This is a genomic window from Aeromonas sobria, from assembly GCF_050266975.1.
Taxonomy (GTDB): Bacteria; Pseudomonadota; Gammaproteobacteria; order Enterobacterales; family Aeromonadaceae; genus Aeromonas; species Aeromonas sobria_B.
Genome location: NZ_JBKISU010000020.1, coordinates 26,522 through 50,726 on the forward strand (window position 1 = coordinate 26,522; position 24,205 = coordinate 50,726).

22 protein-coding genes and 1 tRNA gene are annotated in these 24,205 nt (G+C 60.6%); 8 read left to right on the forward strand and 15 right to left on the reverse strand.

The window, feature by feature from the left end; all coding sequences use genetic code 11:
- Nucleotides 1–30: 30 nt before the first annotated feature.
- Complete coding sequence (miaE, locus tag ACLHZ1_RS12665; RefSeq protein ID WP_427262374.1) at nt 31–798, reverse strand: tRNA isopentenyl-2-thiomethyl-A-37 hydroxylase MiaE; 768 nt, start codon at nt 796–798, stop codon at nt 31–33.
- Between the two features lie 152 nt (nt 799–950).
- Here miaE and ACLHZ1_RS12670 point away from each other — a divergent pair, with 152 nt between their 5' ends.
- Nucleotides 951–1,550: a Yip1 family protein gene (locus ACLHZ1_RS12670; RefSeq protein WP_427262375.1), complete on the forward strand. Its 600-nt coding sequence runs from the start codon at nt 951–953 to the stop codon at nt 1,548–1,550.
- A gap of 79 nt (nt 1,551–1,629) precedes the next feature.
- On the opposite strand, the gene purF is transcribed toward ACLHZ1_RS12670, so the two are convergent.
- From purF to lrp, 8 genes are all read right to left on the reverse strand, one after another.
- Entirely contained in the window at nt 1,630–3,150 is a 1,521-nt protein-coding gene (gene purF, locus ACLHZ1_RS12675) for an amidophosphoribosyltransferase (RefSeq protein ID WP_427262376.1), read from the reverse strand.
- Between the two features lie 18 nt (nt 3,151–3,168).
- Nucleotides 3,169–3,660, reverse strand: coding sequence for a CvpA family protein (locus tag ACLHZ1_RS12680; RefSeq protein WP_041994188.1), 492 nt, complete (start codon nt 3,658–3,660; stop codon nt 3,169–3,171).
- 124 nt (nt 3,661–3,784) lie between these two features.
- Nucleotides 3,785–5,374, reverse strand: coding sequence for an AbgT family transporter (locus ACLHZ1_RS12685; protein ID WP_427262377.1), 1,590 nt, complete (start codon nt 5,372–5,374; stop codon nt 3,785–3,787).
- 234 nt (nt 5,375–5,608) lie between these two features.
- Nucleotides 5,609–6,904: a serine--tRNA ligase gene (serS, locus tag ACLHZ1_RS12690; RefSeq protein ID WP_427262378.1), complete on the reverse strand. Its 1,296-nt coding sequence runs from the start codon at nt 6,902–6,904 to the stop codon at nt 5,609–5,611.
- A gap of 212 nt (nt 6,905–7,116) precedes the next feature.
- The gene (locus tag ACLHZ1_RS12695; protein ID WP_427262379.1) at nt 7,117–8,460 is read right to left on the reverse strand and encodes a replication-associated recombination protein A; all 1,344 of its coding nucleotides are present in this window, start codon (nt 8,458–8,460) and stop codon (nt 7,117–7,119) included.
- A 70-nt stretch (nt 8,461–8,530) separates the two neighbouring features.
- Complete coding sequence (gene lolA / locus ACLHZ1_RS12700; RefSeq protein ID WP_408795359.1) at nt 8,531–9,139, reverse strand: outer membrane lipoprotein chaperone LolA; 609 nt, start codon at nt 9,137–9,139, stop codon at nt 8,531–8,533.
- 55 nt (nt 9,140–9,194) lie between these two features.
- Nucleotides 9,195–11,693: a DNA translocase FtsK 4TM domain-containing protein gene (locus tag ACLHZ1_RS12705; RefSeq protein ID WP_427262380.1), complete on the reverse strand. Its 2,499-nt coding sequence runs from the start codon at nt 11,691–11,693 to the stop codon at nt 9,195–9,197.
- Between the two features lie 191 nt (nt 11,694–11,884).
- Complete coding sequence (lrp, locus tag ACLHZ1_RS12710) at nt 11,885–12,376, reverse strand: leucine-responsive transcriptional regulator Lrp (protein WP_005300047.1); 492 nt, start codon at nt 12,374–12,376, stop codon at nt 11,885–11,887.
- 1,072 nt (nt 12,377–13,448) lie between these two features.
- Between lrp and trxB the strand changes: the two genes are divergently transcribed.
- Together trxB and ACLHZ1_RS12720 are read left to right on the forward strand one after the other, a co-directional pair.
- Nucleotides 13,449–14,399: a thioredoxin-disulfide reductase gene (gene trxB / locus ACLHZ1_RS12715; RefSeq protein ID WP_427262381.1), complete on the forward strand. Its 951-nt coding sequence runs from the start codon at nt 13,449–13,451 to the stop codon at nt 14,397–14,399.
- A 57-nt stretch (nt 14,400–14,456) separates the two neighbouring features.
- Nucleotides 14,457–15,698: a diguanylate cyclase gene (locus ACLHZ1_RS12720; RefSeq protein ID WP_427262382.1), complete on the forward strand. Its 1,242-nt coding sequence runs from the start codon at nt 14,457–14,459 to the stop codon at nt 15,696–15,698.
- Nucleotides 15,699–15,801: 103 nt separating this feature from the next.
- Here ACLHZ1_RS12720 and ACLHZ1_RS12725 read toward each other — a convergent pair whose 3' ends face one another.
- Complete coding sequence (locus ACLHZ1_RS12725; protein ID WP_427262383.1) at nt 15,802–16,272, reverse strand: glycine zipper 2TM domain-containing protein; 471 nt, start codon at nt 16,270–16,272, stop codon at nt 15,802–15,804.
- A gap of 20 nt (nt 16,273–16,292) precedes the next feature.
- Between ACLHZ1_RS12725 and aat the strand changes: the two genes are divergently transcribed.
- From aat to infA, 3 genes are all read left to right on the forward strand, one after another.
- On the forward strand, nt 16,293–17,000 hold the full coding sequence (gene aat, locus ACLHZ1_RS12730) for a leucyl/phenylalanyl-tRNA--protein transferase (protein ID WP_427262384.1): 708 nt from the start codon (nt 16,293–16,295) through the stop codon (nt 16,998–17,000).
- A complete protein-coding gene (locus tag ACLHZ1_RS12735; protein ID WP_408795343.1) occupies nt 16,997–17,713 on the forward strand; it encodes an arginyltransferase in 717 nt (238 codons plus the stop codon). Before aat ends, ACLHZ1_RS12735 begins: the two co-directional genes overlap by 4 nt.
- A 68-nt stretch (nt 17,714–17,781) precedes the next feature.
- Nucleotides 17,782–18,000, forward strand: a complete 219-nt coding sequence (gene infA, locus ACLHZ1_RS12740; RefSeq protein WP_005300033.1) for a translation initiation factor IF-1 — start codon at nt 17,782–17,784, stop codon at nt 17,998–18,000.
- A 65-nt stretch (nt 18,001–18,065) separates the two neighbouring features.
- Here the strand turns inward: infA and clpA are convergent, their stop codons facing one another.
- The gene (clpA, locus tag ACLHZ1_RS12745; RefSeq protein ID WP_427262385.1) at nt 18,066–20,318 is read right to left on the reverse strand and encodes an ATP-dependent Clp protease ATP-binding subunit ClpA; all 2,253 of its coding nucleotides are present in this window, start codon (nt 20,316–20,318) and stop codon (nt 18,066–18,068) included.
- Between the two features lie 59 nt (nt 20,319–20,377).
- Nucleotides 20,378–20,695 carry an ATP-dependent Clp protease adapter ClpS gene (clpS, locus tag ACLHZ1_RS12750; protein WP_041994230.1) on the reverse strand — a complete coding sequence of 106 codons (318 nt, stop codon included), beginning with the start codon at nt 20,693–20,695 and terminating at the stop codon, nt 20,378–20,380.
- Nucleotides 20,696–20,925: 230 nt separating this feature from the next.
- On the opposite strand from clpS, the gene cspD reads away from it, so the two are divergent.
- Nucleotides 20,926–21,144, forward strand: coding sequence for a cold shock-like protein CspD (gene cspD, locus ACLHZ1_RS12755; RefSeq protein WP_041994233.1), 219 nt, complete (start codon nt 20,926–20,928; stop codon nt 21,142–21,144).
- Nucleotides 21,145–21,343: 199 nt separating this feature from the next.
- Here cspD and ACLHZ1_RS12760 read toward each other — a convergent pair.
- Together ACLHZ1_RS12760 and ACLHZ1_RS12765 are read right to left on the reverse strand one after the other, a co-directional pair.
- Nucleotides 21,344–21,431 (reverse strand) — tRNA-Ser (locus ACLHZ1_RS12760).
- Between the two features lie 135 nt (nt 21,432–21,566).
- Complete coding sequence (locus ACLHZ1_RS12765; RefSeq protein WP_408795337.1) at nt 21,567–22,022, reverse strand: YbjN domain-containing protein; 456 nt, start codon at nt 22,020–22,022, stop codon at nt 21,567–21,569.
- A gap of 156 nt (nt 22,023–22,178) precedes the next feature.
- On the opposite strand from ACLHZ1_RS12765, the gene ACLHZ1_RS12770 reads away from it, so the two are divergent.
- On the forward strand, nt 22,179–23,516 hold the full coding sequence (locus ACLHZ1_RS12770) for a flavohemoglobin expression-modulating QEGLA motif protein (RefSeq protein WP_427262386.1): 1,338 nt from the start codon (nt 22,179–22,181) through the stop codon (nt 23,514–23,516).
- An 80-nt stretch (nt 23,517–23,596) separates the two neighbouring features.
- Here ACLHZ1_RS12770 and ACLHZ1_RS12775 read toward each other — a convergent pair whose 3' ends face one another.
- The gene (locus ACLHZ1_RS12775) at nt 23,597–24,178 is read right to left on the reverse strand and encodes a thymidine kinase (protein ID WP_041994243.1); all 582 of its coding nucleotides are present in this window, start codon (nt 24,176–24,178) and stop codon (nt 23,597–23,599) included.
- Between the last annotated feature and the right edge of the window lie 27 nt (nt 24,179–24,205).

Consider the following 24,205-nt stretch of genomic DNA (forward strand, 5'->3'; position numbering starts at 1 on the left):
CGTCAGGAACCTGTGCAAGCATAGGGGCGCCTACGCGGCGGCACCACTGTCAAGTCTGACAGGCAGGCCACTGTGAAAGCGGAACTGTTCATCGGGCGTGAGGATGAGACTCGCCTCCAGGGCGCCGAAGAAGGCGATCCGCTCATCGATATTCTCCCCCGCATATTGCTCGGCCAGGGCCAGATAGTCCTGATAGTGACGGGCCTCGGAGCGCAGCAATGAGGTATAGAAGCGGCCAAGCTCCTCGTCCAGATGGGGGGCCAGCTTGGCGAAGCGCTCGCAGGAGCGCGCCTCGATGAAGGCCCCTATGATGAGCTTGTCGACCACGGCGGCGGGCTCGTGGTGGCGCACATGCTGCATCAGGCCCCGCGCGTAGCGGGAGGCGGTGACAGGGCCATAATGGATGCCCCGCGCCGCCATCAGCTCGAGCACCTGCTCGAAATGGTGCAGCTCCTCCTGGATGAGGCGCACCATCTTCACCAGCAAGTCGTTGCGTTCGAGCTCCTCGAACACCGTCCTCTCCTCCTCCCCCATGGTGCGCTTGCCCAGGATCTGCGCCTTCTCCGGCAGGGCATCGAGCTCGCGATAGAAATCGAGCTTGGGCAGCAGGTGGCGCTTGCCCTTGGGCAGGCAGTAACGACGCACCAGGCTGTGGGCGGTCAGGGCGGCCTTGTTCTCGCAGTTGGCATGATCGATGAGCAGGGTCGGCAGCTGAGCGGGATCCCGTGCCACGGCAATCCACTCATCCGGGGTTTCACAGTGCAGAAATTGGCGAACTGGCGCGAGCAAGGCGTCCATCGAATGACCTCGAAACGGGATGGGGGCGCCATGTTACCGGATCTTGGCGGCGAACTCGAGTCCGGCCCCCGCCTTGACGATTAACCGATCATTAACAATAACTAATGGCAAGGCAAACCAGCCGGGGTTCGCCATATTTAGGGGTAAATACCATGATCCTGAACCACATATGGGGGCTCTACGCCCACCCGAAAGATGAGTGGCACGATATAGACGACCACCAGGAAACCGTCAGCCACAGCCTCACCCACGTCGCCCTGATGGCACTGATCCCCGCCCTGTGCAGCTACTTCTCGGCCGTGCATCTGGGTTGGCAGGTGGGGAACGGCGAGCCCATCATGCTGACCATGCGCAGCGGCATCTGGATGGCGAGCGCCATGTACCTGGCCCTCATCGTCGCCGTCATCCTGCTGGCGGTGCTGGCCCTGTGGATGGCCCGCACCTTCGGCGCCGACCCCAACATGTCCCAGACCCTGGAGCTGGCCGCCTACACCGCCACTCCCCTGTTCATGACCGGCTTCGCCGCCCTCTATCCTGTGATGTGGTTCATCATGCTGGTGGGTCTGCTCGGCCTCGCCTGGTCCATCTACCTGCTCTATACCGGCATCCCCATACTGATGCACATCCCGGAGGAGCAAGGCTTCATCTATGCCAGTTCCATGGTGACCTGCGGCCTGGTGCTGCTGGTCTGCCTGATGGCGGGCACTGTACTGATCTGGGACTGGGGACTGGGCCCCGTCTTCACCAGCTAGTGTTGCGGGACAACCATAAAAAACGGAGGCCATCGGCCTCCGTTCTCATTCATGCGCCGGGGCGCAGCCTGTAAAACGTTTAACTGCCTTCGTTAAAGATTTCCAGGTTGTTGGTCTCTTCATTCCACTCACGCACCGCCTTGCTGTCGTCGTTGCGCAGGGAGTTGAGGTGATCCAGGTAGGCCTGATCCACATCGGCGGTCACATAGTTGCCATTGAAGACCGAGGTCTCGAAGTGGCGCAGCTCGGGGTTGAGTTCGCGCACCGCCTCTTCCAGATCTTCCAGATCCTGGAAGATCAGGCCATCGGCGCCGATGAGCTTGCACACCTCTTCCACTTCACGGCCATGGGCGATCAGCTCGTTGGCAGTGGGCATGTCGATGCCGTAGACGTTGGGGAAGCGGATCTCGGGGGCGGCGGAGGCGAAGTAGACCTTGGCGGCGCCCGCTTCCCGTGCCATCTGGATGATCTGCTCCGAGGTGGTGCCGCGGACGATGGAGTCATCCACCAGCAACACCTTCTTGCCCTTGAATTCCGAGCTGATGGCGTTGAGCTTGCGGCGTACCGACTTCTTGCGCTGGGTCTGGCCCGGCATGATGAAGGTGCGGCCGATATAGCGGTTCTTCACGAAGCCCTGACGGTACGGCAAGCCCAGGGTGTGGGCGATTTCCAGCGCCACATCGCAGGAGGTTTCCGGAATGGGAATGACCACATCCACATCCAGATCGTCCCATTCCCGGGCGATCTTCTTGCCCAGCTTGCGGCCCATGTTGAGGCGGGCGGCATAGACGGAGACCTTGTCGATGCAGGAGTCCGGGCGGGCGAAGTAGACGTACTCGAAGATGCAGGGGTTGATCTGGGGGGCATCGCTGCACTGCTCGGAGAAGAGCTGGCCCTGCTCGGTGATGTAGATGGCCTCGCCCGGGGCGACGTCGCGCACCGTCTCGAACCCGATGGCGTCGAGGGCCACGCTCTCGGAGGCGAGCATGTACTCCAGCTGGCCCTGCTCGTCGACCCGGCGGCCCAGGATCAATGGACGAATGCCGTTGGGATCCCGAAAGCCGATGAGGCCGTGGCCGATCACCAGGGAGACCACGGCGTAGGCGCCACGGATCTGCTGGTGGGTCTTGCGCACCGCGGCGAAGATGTCTTCCGGACGCAGCGCCATCTTGTCGCACAGATCCAGCTCGTGGGCCAGCACGTTCAACAGCACTTCGGAGTCCGAGGTGGTGTTGATGTGGCGGCGGGCCACCTTGAACTGCTGCTCTTTCAGATCCTTGGCGTTGGTGAGGTTGCCGTTGTGGGCCAGCACCATGCCGTAGGGGGAGTTGACGTAAAAAGGCTGGGCTTCCGCGGCACTGGAGCTGCCTGCGGTGGGATATCTGACATGACCTATGCCGATATGCCCTTTCAGTCGCTGCATGTGACGCACTTCAAACACGTCCTTCACCAGGCCGTTGGCCTTGCGTTGCCGGAAGTTCCCACTGTCAATGGTCACGATCCCGGCGGCGTCCTGGCCCCTGTGCTGCAACACCGTCAAGGCGTCGTAGAGGGCCTGATTGACGGGGGTGGTGCCAACTATACCGACAATACCACACATGTCCTTGCTACCTCGAAGTCACTGTACCTGTTTAAGAAAACTCGATGAGTTCTGCATGAAATCAAAGAACCACTGGATGACCAACCCGAATTCGGGGATCAGCCGGGACCCCGTCCACCAGTCGGCCTGGGGCAGGCTGGTGAAGGTATCCATAAAAAACAGCAGGGCGCTGACGATGAGCGCCCCGCGCAGGGCACCGAAGCAGACGCCGAGCACCCGATCCGTGCCGGAGAGCCCCGTCTTGCTGACCAGCTCCCCCACCACATAGTTGACGATGGCCCCCAGGATCAGGGTCGCCACGAACAGGGCGGCGATGGCCAGGCCATTGCGCAGCAGTTGATCCGTGATGGAGGTGAAGAAGACGGCGAGATCGGAATAGAAGTTGCTGGCGATAAAGAAGGCAACAAACCAGGTGACGAGGGACATGGCTTCCTTGACGAAACCACGCACCAGGCTTATCAGTGCGGAGAGGGCCACTATGCCCAGAATTGCATAATCAATCCAAACCATGAGTCGTTCGTGTGTCCTGCAAAATTGCGGCGAAGTCTAACAAAAACGATTGCGAATTGCTTGGGAAACTTCTCGCCTCCCCCGCCAAAAGACGAAGGGGCGCCCAGTTGGCGCCCCTTCTCCCTTAGCCTGCCACCGGGTAGAGGGTGGCCGCCCCCGGGCCCACCGGCAGGCCCAGCACGAACACCCAGAGGTAGAACAGCAGGCTCCACCCCACCAGGAACACCAGGGTATAGGGCAGCATGGTGGCGATCAACGTGCCTATGCCGAGGGACTTCTGATAGCGCACCGCCACCGCCAGGATCAGGCCAAAATAGCTCATCATGGGGGTGATGATGTTGGTCACCGAATCACCGATGCGGTACGCCGCCTGGATCACTTCGGGGGAGTAGCCAATCAGCATCAGCATGGGCACGAAGATGGGGGCCGTGACCGCCCACTGGGCCGAGGCCGAGCCTATCATCAGGTTGATGACGGCGCACATCAAGATGAAGCCGAAGAAGAGACCCGGGCCGGTCAGGCCCAGAGCCTGCAGGGCCCCTGCCCCCTTGACCGCAAACACGGTGCCGAAGTTGGTCCAGGAGAAATAGGCCACGAACTGGGCGGCGAAGAACACCAGCACTATGTACATGCCCATGGTGCTCATGCTGCCCGACATCGCCTGGATCACCTCCTTGTCGCTCTTCATGGTGCCCACCACCTTACCGTAGACGAAGCCGGGCACGGCGAAGAAGACGAAGATGAAGGCGACGATGCCGTGCAGGAAGGGAGAACCCGCGATGGCGCCCGTCTCGGGATGACGCAAGATGCCGTCCGCCGGCACCACCGTCAGGGCCAGCAGACCGCTCACCACCAGCACGGCCACCAGGGCCGACCAGAGCCCGCGCTTCTCCCGGGCACTCAGGGCCTCGGCCTGCTGATCCAGCACCACGCTCGCCTCGCTGGCATCATACTTGCCGAGCTTGGGCTCGACGACCTTCTCGGTCACCCAGGCGCCCAGACCCGTGATGAGGAAGGTGCTGACGAACATGAAGTACCAGTTCACCTCGGGGCCGACCACATAACCGGGATCGATGATGCGGGCCGAGATCTGGGTGATGCCGGCCAGCAAAGGATCCACCGTGCCCAGCAGCAGGTTGGCGGAGTAGCCGCCGGACACGCCGGCAAAGGCCGCCGCCAGCCCCGCCAGGGGATGGCGCCCCAGGGAGTGGAAGATCATGGCCGCCAGCGGGATCAGCACCACGTAGCCGAGCTCGGCCGCCGTGTTGGACATGATGCCGGCAAAGACGATGGTCAGCGTGACCATGCGGCGGGAGGCGCTCATCACCATGCCACGCATGGCGGCGCTGAGCAGACCCGAGTGTTCGGCGATGCCGACCCCGAGCAGGGCCACCAGCACGGTCCCCAGGGGGGCAAAGCCGGTGAAGTTGGTCACCAGGTTGGAGACGATCCGTTGCAAGCCTTCGGCGCCGAGCAGGCTGACCACGGTGATCATGCCGTCCGCGCTGCGACCGGGCGCCCCTTCTGGGCGTGGATCCGCCACGCTGACGCCAAACCAGGCGGCGATGCCGGAGGCCAGGATCAGGGTGAGGGAGAACAGGGCAAACAGGGTGATGGGGTGCGGCAGCAGGTTCCCGAGCCACTCAACACCGCTGAGAAAGCGGTTGAACAGGCCTGGGCGTGCGGGTGCCAGCTGTGTCGTCCTCGACGTCATTCATTACTCCTTATCCATTTGAAACATGCTGTCGGCCGGTGCAGCCGATGCGCCTGCGTTTCTGATGAACCTGAGCAAGGACGGAGTGCACACCCTGATCACCGGACCGAGCCAATCCCTGATGAATTGACCGCGAGCCTTTTACCGTCAGTTAACTGAATGGAATATGAATGAGAATGTTAATAACAAAAAAGCCATGGCGAGCCATGGCTTTTAACATGCAATGGAGGCCAATCAACCGATATGGGTCAGGCCGCCCATGTAGGACTGCAGCGCCGCCGGGATGGCGATACGGCCATCGGCCTGCTGATAGTTCTCGATGACCGCCACCAGGGTGCGGCCCACCGCCAGGCCGGAGCCATTGAGGGTGTGCAGCAGCTGGGGCTTGCCGTCGATGCGCACCCGAGCCTGCATGCGGCGCGCCTGGAAGTCGGTGCAGTTGGAGACGGAGGAGATCTCGCGGTAGGTATCCTGGGCCGGCAGCCACACTTCCAGATCGTAGGTCTTGGCGGCGCAGAAACCCATGTCACCGGTGCACAGCGCCATCACGCGATAGGGCAGCTCCAGCAGTTGCAGCACCTTCTCGGCGTGACCCACCATCTCTTCCAGCGCATCCCAGGATGTTGCCGGGTGAACCAGCTGCACCATCTCGACCTTGTCGAACTGGTGCATGCGGATGAGACCCCGGGTATCACGGCCATAAGAGCCGGCTTCGGAGCGGAAGCAGGGGCTGTGGGCCGTCATCTTGATGGGCAGCTCCTGCTCGTCGAAGATCTCGTCGCGGGCCATGTTGGTGAGCGGCACTTCCGAGGTCGGGATCAGGGAGAACTTGCGCATCTTGCCCTCGTCTTCCCCTTCGCCCTCGATACCCGTGTTGAACAGATCTTGCGAGAACTTGGGCAGCTGACCGGTGCCGTACAGGCTGTCCGGGTTGACCAGATAGGGCACGTAGCATTCGGTATAGCCGTGCTGCAGAGTGTGCAGATCCAGCATGAACTGCGCTAGGGCACGGTGCAGGCGGGCAATCTGCCCCTTCATCACCACGAAGCGGGCACCGGAGAGCTTGACGCCGTTCTTGAAGTCCACGCCCTTGACCGCTTCACCTATGTCGATGTGATCGCGCACCGGGAAATCGAACGTGCGCGGGGTGCCCCAACGACGCACTTCGACGTTGTCGCTCTCGTCACGGCCCACCGGGGTGGTGTCGCTCGGCAGGTTGGGGGTGGCGTCGGCGATCTCCTTGATATCCCGCAGCAGGGCCTCGAGCTCGACCTTGCTGGTTTCCAGCTCGTCGTTGATCTTGGTCACCTCGGCCTTGAGCGGCGCCACGTCTTCACCCCGACGCGCAGCCTCGCCGATGGACTTGGAGCGGGCGTTGCGCTCGGCCTGCAGCTCCTGGGTGCGGGACTGCAGATCCTTGCGCTTCTCTTCCAGAGCATTGACCGCCGCTACGTCCAGAACGTAGCCACGTGTCGCCAGACGAGCGGCAGCGTCGTCGATTTCGCCGCGCAGATATTTGGGATCCAGCATGGTTTACCTACTTTTTTAAAATGGGATCTGGGCCCGGGTCATCATGATTGGGCAAAAACACAGATCCGGGAGTTAACATCGGTTGGCGCACCCCTATCGTCTTCACCATCGGGCATCAACATCGGCCCAAGAAATCAAGAAGATGGCGCAAGGCCGAGACAAGCGGGGTCAGAGGGGCAGTGTATCAGACCGCCCCCCCGCCCGAACAGGGACTATTTGTGCCGTTTATGGGGGCTCTGCCGGTCCAACCCCTGCAAATACGCGAGTTTTTGCGCTATTTGCTTCTCGAGGCCACGCTCGGTCGGCTCATAGTAGCGAGTCCCGGCCAGCTCGGTGGGGAAATACTCCTCCCCGGCGGCATAGGCTCCTTCCTCGTCGTGGGCATAGCGGTACTCGGCGCCATAGCCGAGCTCGCTCATCAGCCTGGTGGGGGCGTTGCGCAGGTGCGGCGGCACCTCGAAGTCCGGCAGGTTTTTGGCGTCATTGAGCGCCGCCTTCCAGGCGGTGTAGACCGCATTGCTCTTGGGGGCGCAGGCAAGATAGACGATGGCCTGGGCGATGGCTCGCTCCCCTTCCGCCGGGCCGACGCGGTGGAAACAGTCCCAGGCCGAGAGCGCCACCTGCATGGCTCTGGGGTCGGCGTTGCCCACGTCTTCCGAGGCAATCGCCAGCAGGCGGCGGGCGATGTAGAGGGGATCGCAGCCGGCGCTCACCATGCGGGCATACCAGTAGAGGGCGGCATCCGGCGCCGAGCCGCGGATGGACTTGTGCACCGCCGAGATGAGGTCGTAGAAGTGATCCCCCCCCTTGTCGAAGCGTGCCACGTGCTCCCCCACCACGGCGGCGAGCAGGGCGCTGTCGATGAGGCGCTGCCCCTGGCCGTCGGCCTCGGCCATGTCGGCCAGCAGCTCCAGGTAGTTGAGGGACTTGCGCCCGTCCCCGTCCACCGCCTTGGCCAGCGCCGCCTTCACCCCGGGGGCAAAGGTGAGGCTGGGGTCATTGAGGCCGCGGGGATCGGTCATCGCCTGGTCGATCATGGCGAGGATGTCCTCCTCCTCCAGCCGCTTGAGCAGGTAGACCCGGGCCCGGGAGAGCAGCGCGTTGTTGAGTTCGAACGAGGGGTTTTCTGTGGTGGCGCCGATGAAGGTGATGGTGCCGTCTTCGATGTGGGGCAGGAAGACATCCTGCTGGCTCTTGTTGAAGCGGTGCACCTCATCGACAAAGAGGATGGTGCGCACCCCGCGCCAGCTGTTCTCTTTGGCCTTGTCGATGGCGGCTCGGATCTCCTTGATGCCGGAGGTGACCGCGGAGAGCCGCTCCACCTCGGCCTGGCAGTAGTGGGCCATCAGTTCGGCGAGCGTGGTCTTGCCGGTGCCGGGCGGCCCCCACAGGATCATGGAGTGGCAGTGCCCCGCCAGGATCGCTTTTCGCAGGGGCTTGTCGGGCCCGAGGATATGCTGCTGGCCTATGTACTGGTCGAGGGTTTGCGGCCGCATCCGGGCCGCCAGCGGACGAAAGTCCGACGAGAAATCCAGGGACAAGTTGCTCATCTGCATCGACCGCTCTGGGTTGTGGCGACCGCCCACGCGGGGCGGCCTGACGAAGATTCCAGTGACAGGCGAACCATCAGCGTTGGTCGTCCAGCTGGGCCCCCTTGGGCATCTTGAACACGAACTCGCTCCCCTTGAGCGCCGGTTTGCGGTTGAAGCGGCTGAGGGTGAATTCACTCCACTGCCCCTGGGCCTCTTTCACGTCGAAGCGTTCTATGTTGTCCTGCCGATCGAAGCTGACCCGGAAGGAGGCGATCAGCTCATCCTGGTTGCGGCTGGTGACGGTGAACACATTGCCCTGACGCACCACGTCGTAGTGCTTCCAGTACTTGTCATCGCCGCTGGCGATCAGGATGAAGGGGGTATTGACCACGGCGTCCTGCAGCTTGAGGGCGGTGACCTGTTCGACGAAGGGATCATAGATCCAGACATCCTTGCCGTCCGCCACGATCAGGCTCTCGTCCGGGCTCTGGGTATGCCAGTTGAAACGATTGGGCCTGGATACCAGCAGGTCGCCGCTCGCTTTTTGCAGCTCCTTGCCCTTGCTGTCATAGACGGTCTGCTGGAACCGGGCGGAGAATAGGTTGACCGCCGCCAGCTTCTGTTTGAGATCGCTGGCCGCATCGGCCCAGGCCTGGCCGCTGGCGATGAGCAGCACAGTGCCCATCAGTAAGGTTTTTTTCATAGGGTCTCTCGCTAAAAGGCCACGCCCCGAGGGCATGGCCAGAATACCACTGCGGTTAATCGCGCACCGGGGGCGGTGCCAGCACGTCGCGCTGGCCGTTGCCGCCCGGGCTGCTGACGATGCCCTGATCCTGCATCTGCTCGATGAGACGGGCCGCCCGGTTGTAACCTATCTTGAACTTGCGCTGCACGCTGGAGGTGGAGCCACGGCGCGATTCCACCACGAAGGCCACCGCCTCGTCGAACAGGGGATCCAGCTCCTCGTCGCCGCCGCCGTACTCACCACCACCGCTGCCCCCCTCTTCCGACTCGCCGGAGAGGATCTCGTCGATGTAGTTCGGCTCGCCCCGCAGTTTCCAGTCCGCCACCACCTTGTGCACCTCGTGGTCATCGACGAAGGCGCCGTGAACCCGGGTCGGGTTGGAGGTACCGGCCGGCATGTAGAGCATGTCCCCCATGCCGAGCAGGGATTCGGCGCCGCCCTGATCCAATATGGTGCGGGAATCTATCTTGCTCGACACCTGGAAGGAGATCCGGGTCGGGATGTTGGCCTTGATGAGGCCGGTAATGACATCCACAGAGGGGCGCTGGGTCGCGAGGATGAGGTGAATGCCGGCGGCCCGCGCCTTCTGGGCGATACGGGCGATCAGCTCTTCCACCTTCTTGCCGACGATCATCATCATGTCGGCAAATTCGTCCACCACCACCACGATGTGGGGCAGTTTTTCCAGCTCGGGCGGCATCTGATCCATGGAATCGCCCGGGCGCCACAGGGGATCGAGCAGGGGATCCCCCGCCTCGATGGCGGCCAGCACCTTGTCGTTGTACCCCTTGAGGTTGCGCACCCCGACCGCCGACATCAGCTTGTAGCGGCGCTCCATCTCGCCCACGCACCAGCGCAGGGCGTTGGCGGCATCCTTCATGTCGGTCACCACCTCGGTCAGCAGGTGGGGGATCCCCTCGTAGACCGAGAGTTCCAGCATCTTGGGGTCGATCATGATGAAGCGCAGATCGTCCGGGGAGGACTTGTAGAGCATGGAGATGATCATGGTGTTCACCCCCACCGACTTGCCCGAGCCCGTGGTACCGGCCACCAGCAGGTGCGGCATCTTGGCCAGATTCACCACCACGGGTTCCCCCGCGATGTCCTGCCCCAGGCCCATGGTGAGCGGATTGTGGCTGGCCGAGAAGGCCTCGCAATCCAGGGTCTCGCGCAGGTAGACGGTCTGGCGCACCCGGTTGGGCAGCTCGATGCCGACATAGGTCTTGCCCGGGATCACCTCCACCACCCGCACGCTGCTGGCAGAGAGAGAACGGGCGAGATCCCGCGACAGGTTGGTTATCTTGCTCGCCTTCATGCCCGGGGCCAGATCCAGCTCGAAACGGGTGATGACGGGGCCAGGATAGACGCCGACCACCTTGGCCTGCACGTTGTAGTCCGCCAGCTTGGCCTCCACCAGGCGCGCCATGCGCTCCAGCTCATCCGGGCTCATGGACTGGGTCTTGACCGGGGGGCGATCGAGCAGTTCCAGACTCGGCAGCGGCGCCATGCCGGCCATGGCGGTGCGCCGGGAGACGGGGCGGGCTGCGGGGGCCGGGCTCGGCGCCTCGTCCCCATTGTCGGCCCAGGGCAGATCCATCTCCTCTTCCCTGGCCATGACCACAGGCTGGCGGGCACGCGGGGCGCGCCTGGGCGGGGCTGGCTGATCGTCCTCGTCGTCGAAATCGGGATCGAACTGGAAGGTATCCTCGTCGAGCTCAGGGAGCCAGTCATCGGACTTGGCCGCCTTGCTCCCCTTCGCTGGCTGGGGCGCCTTGGTACGGCGCACCCAGCCGCCATGAGGCTCATCCTCCTCATCCTCCAGCGCCAGGGCGCCGGCGCTGCCTTCCAGCAGGGGATCCGGTCCCTCAAAACGGGGCTGACGCCAGCCGCCGTTCAACCAGTTGCCGAGGGTGGTGGGCAGGTGATAGAGGGCGCAGACACCGCCGGTACAGGCGCTGCCGAGCCGCTCGACTATGGTGAGCCAGGACCAGCCGGTAAAGAGGGTGATGCCGGTGGCCACGAAGCAGAGCAGCATCAGGTTGGCCCCCACGCCGCCAAACAGCGGGATCACCGCGGAGGCGATCACATCGCCGACCAGGCCGCCGGCGGAGAAGTTCTGCATGTCGTTGAAGTTCATGCTGGCAATGGCCGACATGCCAAGCACGGTCAGCAGGAAGCCGACGATGCGCACCGACAGGGTCAGGTAGTCCACGTCCAGCAGCCGGCTCGGCCGCCAGAACAGGCTCCAGCCCAGCAGCACCATCAGGGGGGGCACCAGATAGGAGAAGGCTCCGAAGGTGAACATGGTGATATCGGCAATCCAGGCGCCGGCGCTGCCCGCCAGATTCTTCACCTCCCCCTGCCAGGAGGTCTGTGACCAACCGGGATCGGCGGGGTGATAGGTGAGCAGGGCAAGCAAGAGGTAGGCGGCCAACAGCGTGATGGCGATCAAGACGGCTTCGAAGATCCGTTGGGTGCCTGATAATGGAGTAAACAGCTTTTTCTCGGCCAAACTCCGGCTCCTTTCTGAAAACATGGTAACGCATGGGACAAGGGGGCCCAGTATCCCTGAAAATCCTATCGCTTGTCAGCCTGCGTGCCCATTGACGCGACAAGTCCGACAAGCAGAAACGAGCGGACCTGCCGCTCGTTTCTGACGTTTATGATGCATCAATCGCTCGTTACATCACAGCACAAAATACTCTATCGGGTGCTTATCACCAGACGACTACTCTGTTTCACTTCCTCCATCACCACATAGGTGCGGGTATCGTTGACACCCGGCAGGCGCAGCAGGGTTTCCCCCAGCAGGCGGCGATAGGCGGACATGTCGCTGACGCGAGTCTTGAGCAGGTAGTCGAAATCGCCGGAGACCAGATGGCACTCCTGGATCTCCTCGAGCACCTGAACAGCCTTGTTGAACTGCTCAAACACATCGGGGGCGCCACGATTGAGGGTAATCTCCACAAACACCAGCAGAGACGCATCCAGATAATGAGGGTTCAGAATGGCGGCATACCCTTCGATATACCCCTGCCGCTCGAGGCGACGAACCCGTTCCAGACACGGTGTGGGACTCAGGCCAACTCGTTTGGACAACTCAACGTTCGAAATCCTGCCATCCTTTTGCAGCTCATTCAGAATGTTGCGGTCAATCCTGTCCAAATCCTTTAGCCGACTCTTAGCTTCCATCATTTAATTCCATCCTTTGGCTATTTTTTGGTAAGAATCACCAGTCATTTTATAATTATGGTCACAAATCCTGTCAATGCCTGAATAAAGAAGGTGCAAATGCCGCACAACATCAGGGCGACATGAAACACCGATCAATAGACGAGGGATAGCATGATTATCGGTGTACCTGAAGAAATAAAAAACCATGAATATCGCGTAGGCATGGTTGTGGCCAGTGTACGTGAACTGACAGCATGAAACCATACCGTTTTCGTCCAAAGCGGGTCGAGAAGCCCTGCAGGCTCCATCGGCGCAGATTATCACGCTGTCGCTGGCGCGATCATGGCCTTCTCTGCCTATGTTTTCGCCATCCTTAGGGGCAACCAAGATCGGGCAATGGAAGGCACCATGCCGCACCGTTCGCCCACGCGACCTTGGGCCCCAGAGGCCGGCGGCGGCGCCATCATCCTCGGGTCAGAGGCAGGGATCTGTCATCGGGGTGGCCTCGCCCTGCGGGCCGCCCTCACCCGCAGCACCGCACGCATGTCTATGCACATGGCCATCCACCAGCCAGCCCCTCATGAAAGAGCAATATGCTGGCTGGCACGTCCCAGACACCGCGGCCTGGGTATCGAGGCCCCGCAGACCCTCTCTGGCCACGTTGCCGGCAGACGCCTCGCCAGCCCGGGCGGCACTGCGCCAGGAGTTGTCATCCGTGCCCAGATCAGCGCCATGATGCAACCCCATGACGCGGATCTGGCGAGCAAGGGCAGCCCCTATGAATGCGCCTCCATCTGGCAAGGCCTCATTCCCCTCGCCCGGCGCAGGCCATGGCAATACCGCCAAGCGGGGACACAGACGAGCTGCCTCCACCCGTTGACAGGCGGCCCCATCGGCATTGGGTCATGAAAGCGAGCGTCCCTGGTGCTGGTTTCGTCCCCCGCTCCCTGCGGTACGAGAGAGGAGCCAGGGGGCATGTTCGCCGACAAAGGCTGCCGCCGAAACGATTGGGACAATCGGCACGCCGCCCTTTGACCCCGGATCACGAATTCCCTACAATCGCGCAAACTCATTACCTCTCGGAAATCACACCATGAGCGAAGTCATTCACAGCAAATTGCTGATCCTGGGTTCAGGCCCCGCGGGCTACACGGCCGCCGTCTACGCCGCCCGTGCCAACCTCAATCCACTGCTCATCACCGGCATGCAACAGGGTGGCCAGCTGACCACCACCACGGAAGTGGAGAACTGGCCGGGTGATCCGGAAGGGCTGACCGGTCCGGCACTGATGGAGCGCATGAAGGAGCACGCGGAGAAGTTCGAGACCCGCATCCTGTTCGATCACATCAATGAGGTCTCCCTGACCCAGCGTCCGTTCCGCCTCAAGGGTGACAGTGGTGAATACAGCTGCGATGCCCTGATCATCGCCACCGGCGCCTCCGCCAAGTACCTGGGGCTGCCCTCGGAAGAGGCGTTCAAGGGGCGCGGCGTCTCCGCCTGCGCCACCTGCGACGGTTTCTTCTATCGCAACCAGGAGGTGGCCGTGGTCGGCGGCGGCAACACCGCCGTGGAAGAGGCGCTCTACTTGGCCAACATCGCCAAGAAGGTGCATCTGATCCACCGCCGCGACGAGTTCCGCGCCGAGAAGATCCTGATCAAGCGCCTGCACGACAAGGTGGCAAGCGGCAACATAGTGCTGCACACCCACCAGACCCTGGACGAGGTACTGGGTGACGACATGGGTGTCACCGGGGTTCGCCTGCGCAGCACCCGGGACGAGAGCAGCTCCGAGCTGCCGCTGATGGGGGTCTTCATCGCCATCGGCCATCAGCCAAACACCCAGATCTTCGAAGGCCAGCTGGCCATGGAGAACGGCTATCTCCAGGTGCGTGGCGGCCTGCAAGGCTTTGCCACCCAGACCAGCATCGAGGGGGTCTTTGCCGCCGGCGACGTGGCCGACCACGTCTACCGTCAGGCCATCACCTCGGCCGGGACAGGCTGCATGGCCGCCCTGGATGCCGAGCGATATCTGGACGCACAATAAGCACAAGGATATAAAGGGCATGCCAATTGGCATGCCCTTTTTCTTTTAAGGAGTCTGATGAAGCGAAAAATATTGATAGTCGAAGACAGCCTGACGATCCGCCGCATGCTGACCCAGGCCATCGCCCAGCAAACCGGGTTGGAGATCGATACCTTCGATACCCTGGAGGGGGCGCGTCACTGCCAGGGAGAAGAGTATTTCGTCGCCCTGGTGGATCTCACCCTGCCGGATGCCCCCGCTGGCGAAGCGGTCAAGGTGTTGATGGAGAGGGGTCTGCCTGTGGTGATCCTCACCGCCGATATCAGCGAAGAGAAGCGGGCGGCCTGGCTGGAGGCCGGGGTGATGGACTATGTGATGAAGGATTCACGCCACTCCCTGCAATATGCCGTCGGTCTGGTGCATCGCCTCTACCTCAATCAGGGGATCGAGGTGCTGGTGGTGGATGACTCGCTCACCTCCCGCCATCGCACCGCCGCCCAGTTGCGCAAACAGCTGTTGCAGGTACATGAGGCGAGCCATGCGCGCGAGGCGCTGGCCCAGCTTGAGCAGCATCCCGCCATCCGGCTGGTGCTGGTTGACTACTACATGCCGGAGATAGACGGCATCAGCCTGGTGCGAATGCTGCGGGAGCGCTACAGCAAGCAGCAGCTCGCCATCATCGGCATCTCGGTGTCGGACAAGCATGGCCTCTCCGCCCGGTATCTCAAGCAGGGAGCCAATGACTTTCTCAACCAGCCATTTGAGCCGGAAGAGCTGCAGTGTCGGGTCAGCCACAATCTGGAAGCCCTGGAGCAGTTCAACAGCATCCAGGATTCGGCCAATCGCGACTACCTGACCGGGCTCTACAACCGGCGCTACTGGTTCAACGAGGGACAGAAGTGGTTCGAGGAGCATCAGCGGCTGCAGACGCAACTCGCCCTGTGCGTGCTCGACGTGGACCATTTCAAGCAGGTCAACGATCACTGGGGTCATGCCATCGGCGACATGCTGCTCTGCCACCTGAGTCGCTTGCTCACCCAGTTCTTCCCCAATGCCATGATAGCCCGGTTCGGCGGCGAAGAGTTCGCCCTGATGGCCCCCCATTGCACCGTGCCCGTCTTGCTCAAGCGCCTCGAAGGACTGCGCCAGCAGATGCGGCAGCAGCCACTCTCCCGGGAGCACCCTCTGTTCGTGCGCGCCAGCTTTGGTGTCATCAACGTCGGGCGGCTCTCCATGGACGAGGCATTGCGCGAGGCGGATCGCCAGCTCTATCAGGCGAAGAACACCGGCCGCGACAAGATAGTCACTCAGGCTCTCTGAACGCCCCTCGCACAGCCATTCCGTGTAGTACCGCCCGGCGCCCCTTGCGGCGGCAGCCGGGTGATTCTCCCCTCCCTGCCTGCCTCTCTCCCTGCTTGTCCTGTCAGTAGGTCTTGTCGACCCGCACCCCGTCATCAAAATAGAGGATCCGCACCTTGTCCCCCTGGGCGAAGACCATGGCCGAGTCAAAATCCTGGATCACATTGACCAGCGCCCCCTGATCGCTGCGAATGAGTAGCTCCACCAGCTTGTTCTCCACCACCTCGCTGCCGGACTGGTAATATTGCGCGGCCCCGGCGCCCGCCAGCGCCCCCACTGCGGTGGCAATCTCCCGGCCATGACCGCCGCCGAACTGGTTGCCAAGCAGGCCACCGATCAGGGCCCCGCCCAATGTCTTCCAGCCCGACTGCGCCGACTCGATCACCTGGCGCTGGGTGATGTTGCGCATCGTCTCCACCTGACCAAACACCACCTGGTTGACCGGCCGCGCCGTATTGCGCTGGTACACCTCGGCACCGGCCTGCGCCGTGACAAAGCACAGCAGGCTGGATACTATCAGGATAATGGCCTTCATCTGCGAAACCTCTCGATGCTATGTCTTGCTACCTGACCCAACTGGATGATGAGCCGAACCGGTTCCCTCACCCCAAGCACGCGCTGGATGAGCCCAACGGCCTGCTGGCGATCGGGGGGGACCTCAGTGCTCCTCGTTTGCTCGCAGCTTATCACAACGGGATCTTCCCTTGGAATGAACCCCACCAGGCCCTGCTCTGGTGGTCACCGGATCCCCGCGGTGTCCTGGTACCCTCGCGCCTGCATGTCGGTCGCAGTCTGCAGAAATTTTTACGCCGCCACAGATTCGATATTTCCATCAACCGTGCCTTTAATGAGGTGATCACCGCCTGCGCCGCTCCCAGGCCTGGCGCCAGCGGCACCTGGATAAGCGATGAGATGATCGCCGCCTATCAGGCGCTCCACCGCCTGGGTCACGCCCACTCGGTGGAGGTGTGGCAAGATGGTCAGCTGCAAGCCGGGCTCTACGGTATCGCCGTCGGGCGCCTCTTCTGTGGTGAATCCATGTTCAGCCGGATCGACAACGGAGCCAAAGTCGCCATGTGGGCACTGTGCCGTCATTTCGAGTGCCATGATGGCGCCCTCATCGACTGCCAGATGCAAAACCACTTCCTGGCCACGCTGGGCATCGAAGAGTGGCCCCGCAGCCACTTCCTCGCGGCACTGGCGACGCTGCGACAACAAACGCTCCGTGAGGGATGCTGGCAAGCGAGGTTCATCAGCCTATGACAGAAGAAGTGATCCTCAAGGTCGGCCTGACCCCCAAGCATGCCTGCAGCTATCTCGAGCATCAGCAGGAGCAGTTGCTGGTACTGATGGATAACGAACTGCTCAACGCCAATGGCTATGAGCGCCTGCTCACCGCCGGTTTTCGGCGTAGCGGCAACGACATCTATCGCCCCCATTGCCCGAGTTGCAACGCCTGCCAGTCGCTGCGCATCCACAGCGAGCAATTTGTCCCCAGCCGCAGCCAGAAACGTATCTCGCAGCAGAATCAGGACCTCAACCTGGTGCTGAGCTATGACGACAAGCCCGAGTATTATCAGTTGTACGAGCGCTATATCCGCCAGCGTCATCGGGATGGCAGCATGTATCCGCCCAGCCGCAGCCAGTATAAAGGGTTCCTCCATTGCGACTGGATGCCTCCCCTCTACCTGGAGATCCGTCTGGACAACCGCCTGATTGGGGTCGCCGTCACCGATCTCCTGCCCCACTCCCTGAGCGCCATGTACACCTTCTTCGATCCCGAATTTGCCGATCGCTCCCTCGGCACCTTTGCCATCTTGAGCCAACTGGATCTGGGGCGCAGAACCGGTCGTCACTGGCTCTATCTGGGGTATCAGGTGGAAAAATGCCGCAAGATGAAATACAAGAGTCGCTTCCTCCCCCACGAGCGTCTCATCCAGGGTGAATGGAAAAATATCGTCACCAAGCCCGAGTAAACTTTACACATTGGCTTAAATCCGGCATGATCCAGCGGATTTTTGTTGTGGCTTATCAAGAGGATTCAATGGCTAAAGAAGACAGTATTGAGATGCAGGGCACTATCTTGGAAACCCTGCCCAATACCATGTTCCGTGTGGAACTGGAGAATGGTCACGTGGTTATCGCTCATATTTCAGGCAAGATGCGCAAAAACTACATTCGTATCCTGACTGGAGACAAGGTGACAGTCGCTCTGACTCCCTACGATCTCTCCAAGGGTCGTATTGTTTTCCGCTCTCGCTAAGCCAGGAATTCAGCAAAAAACCCCAACCTGATGGTTGGGGTTTTTTGTCGTTTCATGGCGTTTTATCAGTGGGACACGGCTTCAACATCGACCTGAAAATCGAAGCTGAGGCTATCATTTACCATCTCAACCTTGACGATACCCCCATCGACCAGTGAGCCAAACAGGATCTCATTGGCCAGGGGTTTCTTGAGGTGTTCCTGAATGACCCGACTCATGGGTCTGGCTCCCATCGCCCTGTCATAGCCCTTCTCGGCCAGCCAGTGACGGGCTCCCTCCGAAATCTCCAGAGACACGCCCTTGGCGTCCAGCTGAACCTGCAGTTCCACAATGAACTTGTCGACGACCTGGTAGATCACCGCCATATCCAGATGATTGAACCAGATGGTGTGGTCGAGTCGATTGCGAAACTCGGGACTGAAGGTCTTGTTGATCACCTCCATGGCGTCATGACTGAGATCCTGCTGCTGGAAGCCGATGGACTTGCGCTGGGTCTCCTGTACGCCGGCATTGGTGGTCATCACCAGGATGATGTTGCGAAAATCGGCTTTACGGCCGTTGTTATCGGTCAGGGTCCCGTTGTCCATCACCTGCAGCAACAGATTAAACACATCCGGGTGCGCCTTCTCTATCTCATCGAGCAGCAAGACAGCATGGGGATGTTTGATCACCGCGTCGGTCAACAGCCCCCCCTGCTCAAAACCGACATAGCCGGGAGGCGCGCCGATCAGGCGTGATACCGTGTGCCGCTCCATGTATTCGGACATGTCGAAACGCAGCATCTCTACCCCGAGCGCCTTGCCCAGCTGCTGGGTCACTTCCGTCTTGCCCACCCCGGTCGGGCCGGCAAACAGGAAACAGCCCACAGGGCGGTGTTCATTGCCCAGGCCGGAGCGAGCGAGGCGAATGGAATCGGTCAACACAGAGATCGCCTTGTCCTGACCAAATACCACCATCTTGAGGTTGCGCTCCAGATTCTTGAGCACCTCTTTATCGGAAGAAGAGACTGACTTCTCCGGGATCCGCGCAATTTTGGCCACGATAGCCTCAATTTCGGCCACGTTGATCACTTTTTTACGCTTGCTCGCCGGCAGCAGCCGCTGACCCGCACCCGCCTCGTCGATCACGTCGATGGCCTTGTCAGGCAAGTGACGGTCGTTGATATATTTCGCCGAAAGCTCGGCCGCGGCGCGAATGGCCTTGGCGGTATAACGGACGCTATGGTGCGCCTCATAGCGACTCTTGAGTCCCATCAGGATGCGGGTGGTGTCATCTATCGTGGGTTCGACGATATCGATCTTCTGGAAGCGGCGCGCCAGTGCGCGATCCTTTTCGAATATCTGGGCATATTCCTGATAGGTGGTCGAGCCCACACAGCGGAGCAAACCATTGGACAGCAGAGGCTTGATGAGGTTGGCCGCATCCAGCTGCCCACCGGAGGCCGCCCCCGCCCCAATGATGGTGTGGATCTCGTCGATAAACAAGATGGCCCCTTCCTGACGCTCGATCTGCTTGAGCAATACCTTGAGGCGCTTCTCGAAGTCACCGCGGTACTTGGTGCCTGCCAGCAGAGAACCCATGTCCAGGGAATAGATGGTGCTGTCGGCAATCACCTCCGGCACATCCCCCTTGACGATGCGATAGGCCAAGCCTTCGGCAATGGCCGTCTTGCCGACGCCCGCCTCTCCCACCAACAGGGGATTGTTCTTGCGGCGGCGGCACAACACCTGAATGGTACGGCTCAGTTCCTGATCCCGGCCGATCAGGGGATCTATCCTCCCCTCCAGCACCAGCTGGTTGAGGTTGGTGGCAAAACTTTCAATCTGGGCGGCAGAGACGTCGTCGTCCGACTCGGCACTATTGGGCGGGGAGTCGGGTTTGCTGTCCTTGCGGACCCCATGAGAGAGAAAGTTGACGACATCCAGCCGGCTGATGTCGGCTTTCTTCAGGAAATAAGCGGCTTGGGATTCCTGCTCGCTGAAGATGGCGACCAATACGTTGGCGCCACTGACCTCGGTATGGCCCGAGGATTGCACATGGAATACAGCGCGTTGCAGTACACGCTGGAAGCCCAGGGTAGGCTGGGTCTCCCGGTCTTCGTCATCGGCAGCGATCAGCGGTGTCGTCTGGCTGATAAAGGCACCGATCTCCTTGCGCATCAGTTCCACATCCGCACCACATGAACTCAAGGCCTCATGGGCTGAGCTGTTATCCAGCAGGGCTAACAACAGGTGCTCGACGGTCATGAATTCGTGACGCTCATCTCGAGCGAGCTTGAAAGCCTCGTTCAGCGTCTTCTCTAACTCTTTGTTCAACATAGGCACCTCCCCTCAGTACAGCAACAATGTGGTGTCGTCTTGTCATCACGTCATGTCGTTTAGGCCTTTTCCATCGTACATAGCAGTGGATGTTCGTTATTACGTGAATAGGTGTTGACCTGGACCACCTTGGTCTCCGCTATCTCGGCGGTGAAGGTGCCGCAGATCCCTTTACCACTATAATGCACACTTAACATGATCTGGGTTGCCTTCTCCAGATCCATCCGGAAGAACCGCTGCAACACCTCGACCACAAACTCCATCGGGGTGTAATCGTCGTTATTGAGCAGCACCTTGTACATGGGCGGTGGCTGCAACTTGGTCTTCTCAGACTCGGCAATCTCTTCATTAACAAAGAGTTCTTTTTGCTTACTCATGGCTGTGCTTGGGTACCTCTAGATTACTACCGTCCGCCGTCATGCTGTCAATAGAGTTGTTAACTGGATCACAGGGCTTGTTAACAACTTCTTGACTCGACTCTCAGTTGGACTAAATTGGTTACTTGCTAATCGGCGCCCCACCATTATTGGGTAGATATAGCTAGTTATAATGGGCTGGCGCAGGTTACTCAACGACTTCAGGGTAATCAATAAAAGGATGTAGAAGTATGGCAACCGGAACAGTCAAGTGGTTCAACAACGCAAAAGGATTTGGGTTTATCTGTCCGGAAGGGGGCGGTGACGATATCTTCGCCCACTACTCCACCATTCAAATGGAAGGTTATAAGACGTTGAAGGCGGGCCAGGCCGTGCAGTTTGAACTGCAACAGGGTCCGAAGGGGAATCATGCCGCTGTTATTGTGCCAAACGAAGCGCAAAACATCTGAGCCAGGATGGATAAATAAAAAATCCGGCCTCATATCAGGCCGGATTTTTTATTTATTGCCAATAGCGCTCCTCTTCCGAGCCGGGCAGATGCGGCCCTCCTTCTGCCAAGCTGCCAAGACTTGGGTCTATGGCTGGCGCACGGCGCAGGCAAACGCTGCAGATAGCAAAAAACCGACCCTGAGGTCGGTTTTTTCAATTTGGCGGTGAGGGAGGGATTCGAACCCTCGATACGTTGCCGTATACACACTTTCCAGGCGTGCTCCTTCAGCCACTCGGACACCTCACCAAATTTTTACTCAATGTTTAATGTGCTTGAGCATCACAACCGTTGGCGACCAACGCCGCGACAACGGGGCGTAATTTAGGGGAAAGCCGCTCGCCCGTCAACGGCTTTCTGCCCATCTGACGACTGACCGCCGGATTAATGTACAGAGCCAGGCTCGACCACCATCTCCGGCAGATTGAGAAAGCCCAGGCGCTCGCACTCGGCGACCACGTCATGGGTAGCGGCTATGGTGCTCTGGACGAACAGGATGAACTGCTCGACGGTGAGACCTGCCTTGGTAAACACGGTATGCCCTACCACCAGGCGCGGCAGGTTGTCATCTATGATGTCGAGAAACACCTTGAGAGACGGGTATTGCATGTTGAGCCGGCCGAGCTCGGCCACCAGGGGCAACAGGGCCGAGGGGCGAACTTCCAGCTCGGAGGAGAACAGCAGCCCCTCCTCCTCGACGAAGACGCGGCTCTCCTGAATGCCTTCCACGGACTGCAGGGAGACGATGTGGATGCCATGGCATTGATCGCAGACATAATGCTCGATGCGAGCCTGCTGCAACCAACGCATTATCATTTCGGAGCTGGGTGTATTCATCATGACGTTTCGAAACTCTGGATAGCGAGGGGCGCAGTCTAAACCAATTTGTGGCCAACCTGAAGCAGCGCCCCTCCCCTGCTGTGTTTGCGCTTCTTTTTGGCACGAACAGTACCTTATACTCAGCCCACCCAAGCCTCCGCCCTCAACCGAGTACCGATGACCATCCAAGAGAAATATCGCCTGCACCTCAAGTCGCTCTCCGACGAACTGCTGGTGCTGCAAAAGCCGATCCGCATCTTGGACGCGATCAAGTGGCCCCATGGTATTGGCCATGACTTCCTGGCCAAGGGGGGGAAAACCCTGCCCGCCATCGATGCCGACTTCTATCAGCGGCTGGCCCTCGGTTTCGATCCCCGCAACAAGTATCTGGAGCTCAAGGAACTCAGGGACAGGATCCGCAGGAAACTCGGCCCTCACGATGAGCTTGGCCGCATCCTCCAGGCCAACGTCGATCAATACATGGTGGTGATAGAGATGCTGCGCCAGCGCGGCCAACCTGACTTTTTGCGCTACAGCCAGCACCTCTATGGTTCGGCCCGGGACCATCTGCGCGGCGATCGCAAAACCCTGCGCGAACTGGGGGAGCGATTGTGCGACATCTTCTCCCTGCCCGGCGCACGCCACCTGGTGCGGCCCTATCCCAAGGAGTTCGAGGGGCAAGCCGCCGTCGATCGGTTACAGGAGAAGCTTTCCGGTTATTTTCGCGACGGTCAGGTGCAGGTCAAGCTGAGCGATGGCATCGTCTCGGACGCCGCCGCCGGGGGCGATTACATCAAGCTGAGCAGCCATGCCCGTTTCTCCGAGCTGGACTTGCAGGTGCTCGAGGTCCACGAGGGCTGGGTGCATGTCGGTACCACCCTCAATGGCCGCCAGCAACCCTACGCCACCTGGCTGAGCGCCGGGTCGCCGCGCATCACCGCCTGTCAGGAAGGATTGGCTGTGCTGATCGAGACGCTGACCTTCAGCTCCTTCCCGGATCGGGCCAAACGCATCTCGGATCGGGTCATGGCCATCGACATGGCCGAGAGTGGCGCCGATTTCATCGAACTCTATCGCCACTTCCTGGACAAGGGGGCGAGCGAGCATGATGCCTACAAGATCACCCAGCGGGTGTTTCGCGGCGGCATGGTGGCTGGCGGTGCCTGCTTCACCAAGGATCTCTCCTATGTGAAGGGGTATGTGGAAACCGTCAACTTCATCCGCAGCGCCGTGCTGGAAGGGGTGCCCGAAATACTGCCCATGCTGTTCGTGGGCAAGGTCACCCTGGATGACATCCCTGTGCTCTATCAGCACTATCTGGAGGGACTGATCGCCGCCCCCCAATACCTGCCCCCCATGTTTCGCGACCTGACCGGTCTCTACGTCTGGTTCGGCTTCGCCTCCGGCATGTCGCTGGTCGACATCGGCCGGGTCCAGCAACACTTTCGTCAGCTGTTCCACCGCCTGCCGGTGGCGGATCCCATCATCACCCCTGTCGATTGCGAATTTGATTGAGCCAGCTGGCTCAGGCATCGAGATCCCGCACAACAAAAAAGGCCCAATCGGGCCTTTTTTACCTCATGGTGTCGAGCGCCTCAACGAAATGCCTGACCAATCAGATAATGTTTGCGGCACAGGGAGACATAGCGGGCATTGCCCCCAATCTCCACCTGAGCGCCGTCCCGCGCCACCTGGCCATCGGCATTGACCCTGGCATTCATGTGCGCCTTGTTGCCGCACCAGCAGATGCTCTTGAGCTCCTCCACCTTGTCTGCCAGACAGAGCAGATGGTAAGAGCCGGGGAACAGCTCGGCACGAAAATCGGTCTTGAGCCCGTAGGCGATGACGGGGATGTCCGCCTCGTCCACCACCCGTGCCAGCTGATAGACCTGCTCCTTGGTGAGAAACTGCGCCTCGTCGACGATGAACACATCGATGGGCTGCTCGGCATGGCGTGCCTTGACCATCTCGAACAGATCGCAGCTGTCGCTGAACACCTCGACCTTCAACTCCAAACCGACCCGGGCGCTGATCACCCCGAGCCCGAACCTGTCATCGATGGCCGGCGTCATGGCGAGCGGGTGCATGCCGCGTTCCAGATAGTTGAAGTGCGCCTGGATCAGCTGGGTGGACTTGCCCGAGTTCATCGCGGCGAATTTGTAGTGTAATGAGGCCATGCTTGCTCCGATGCCAATTGATGGCGC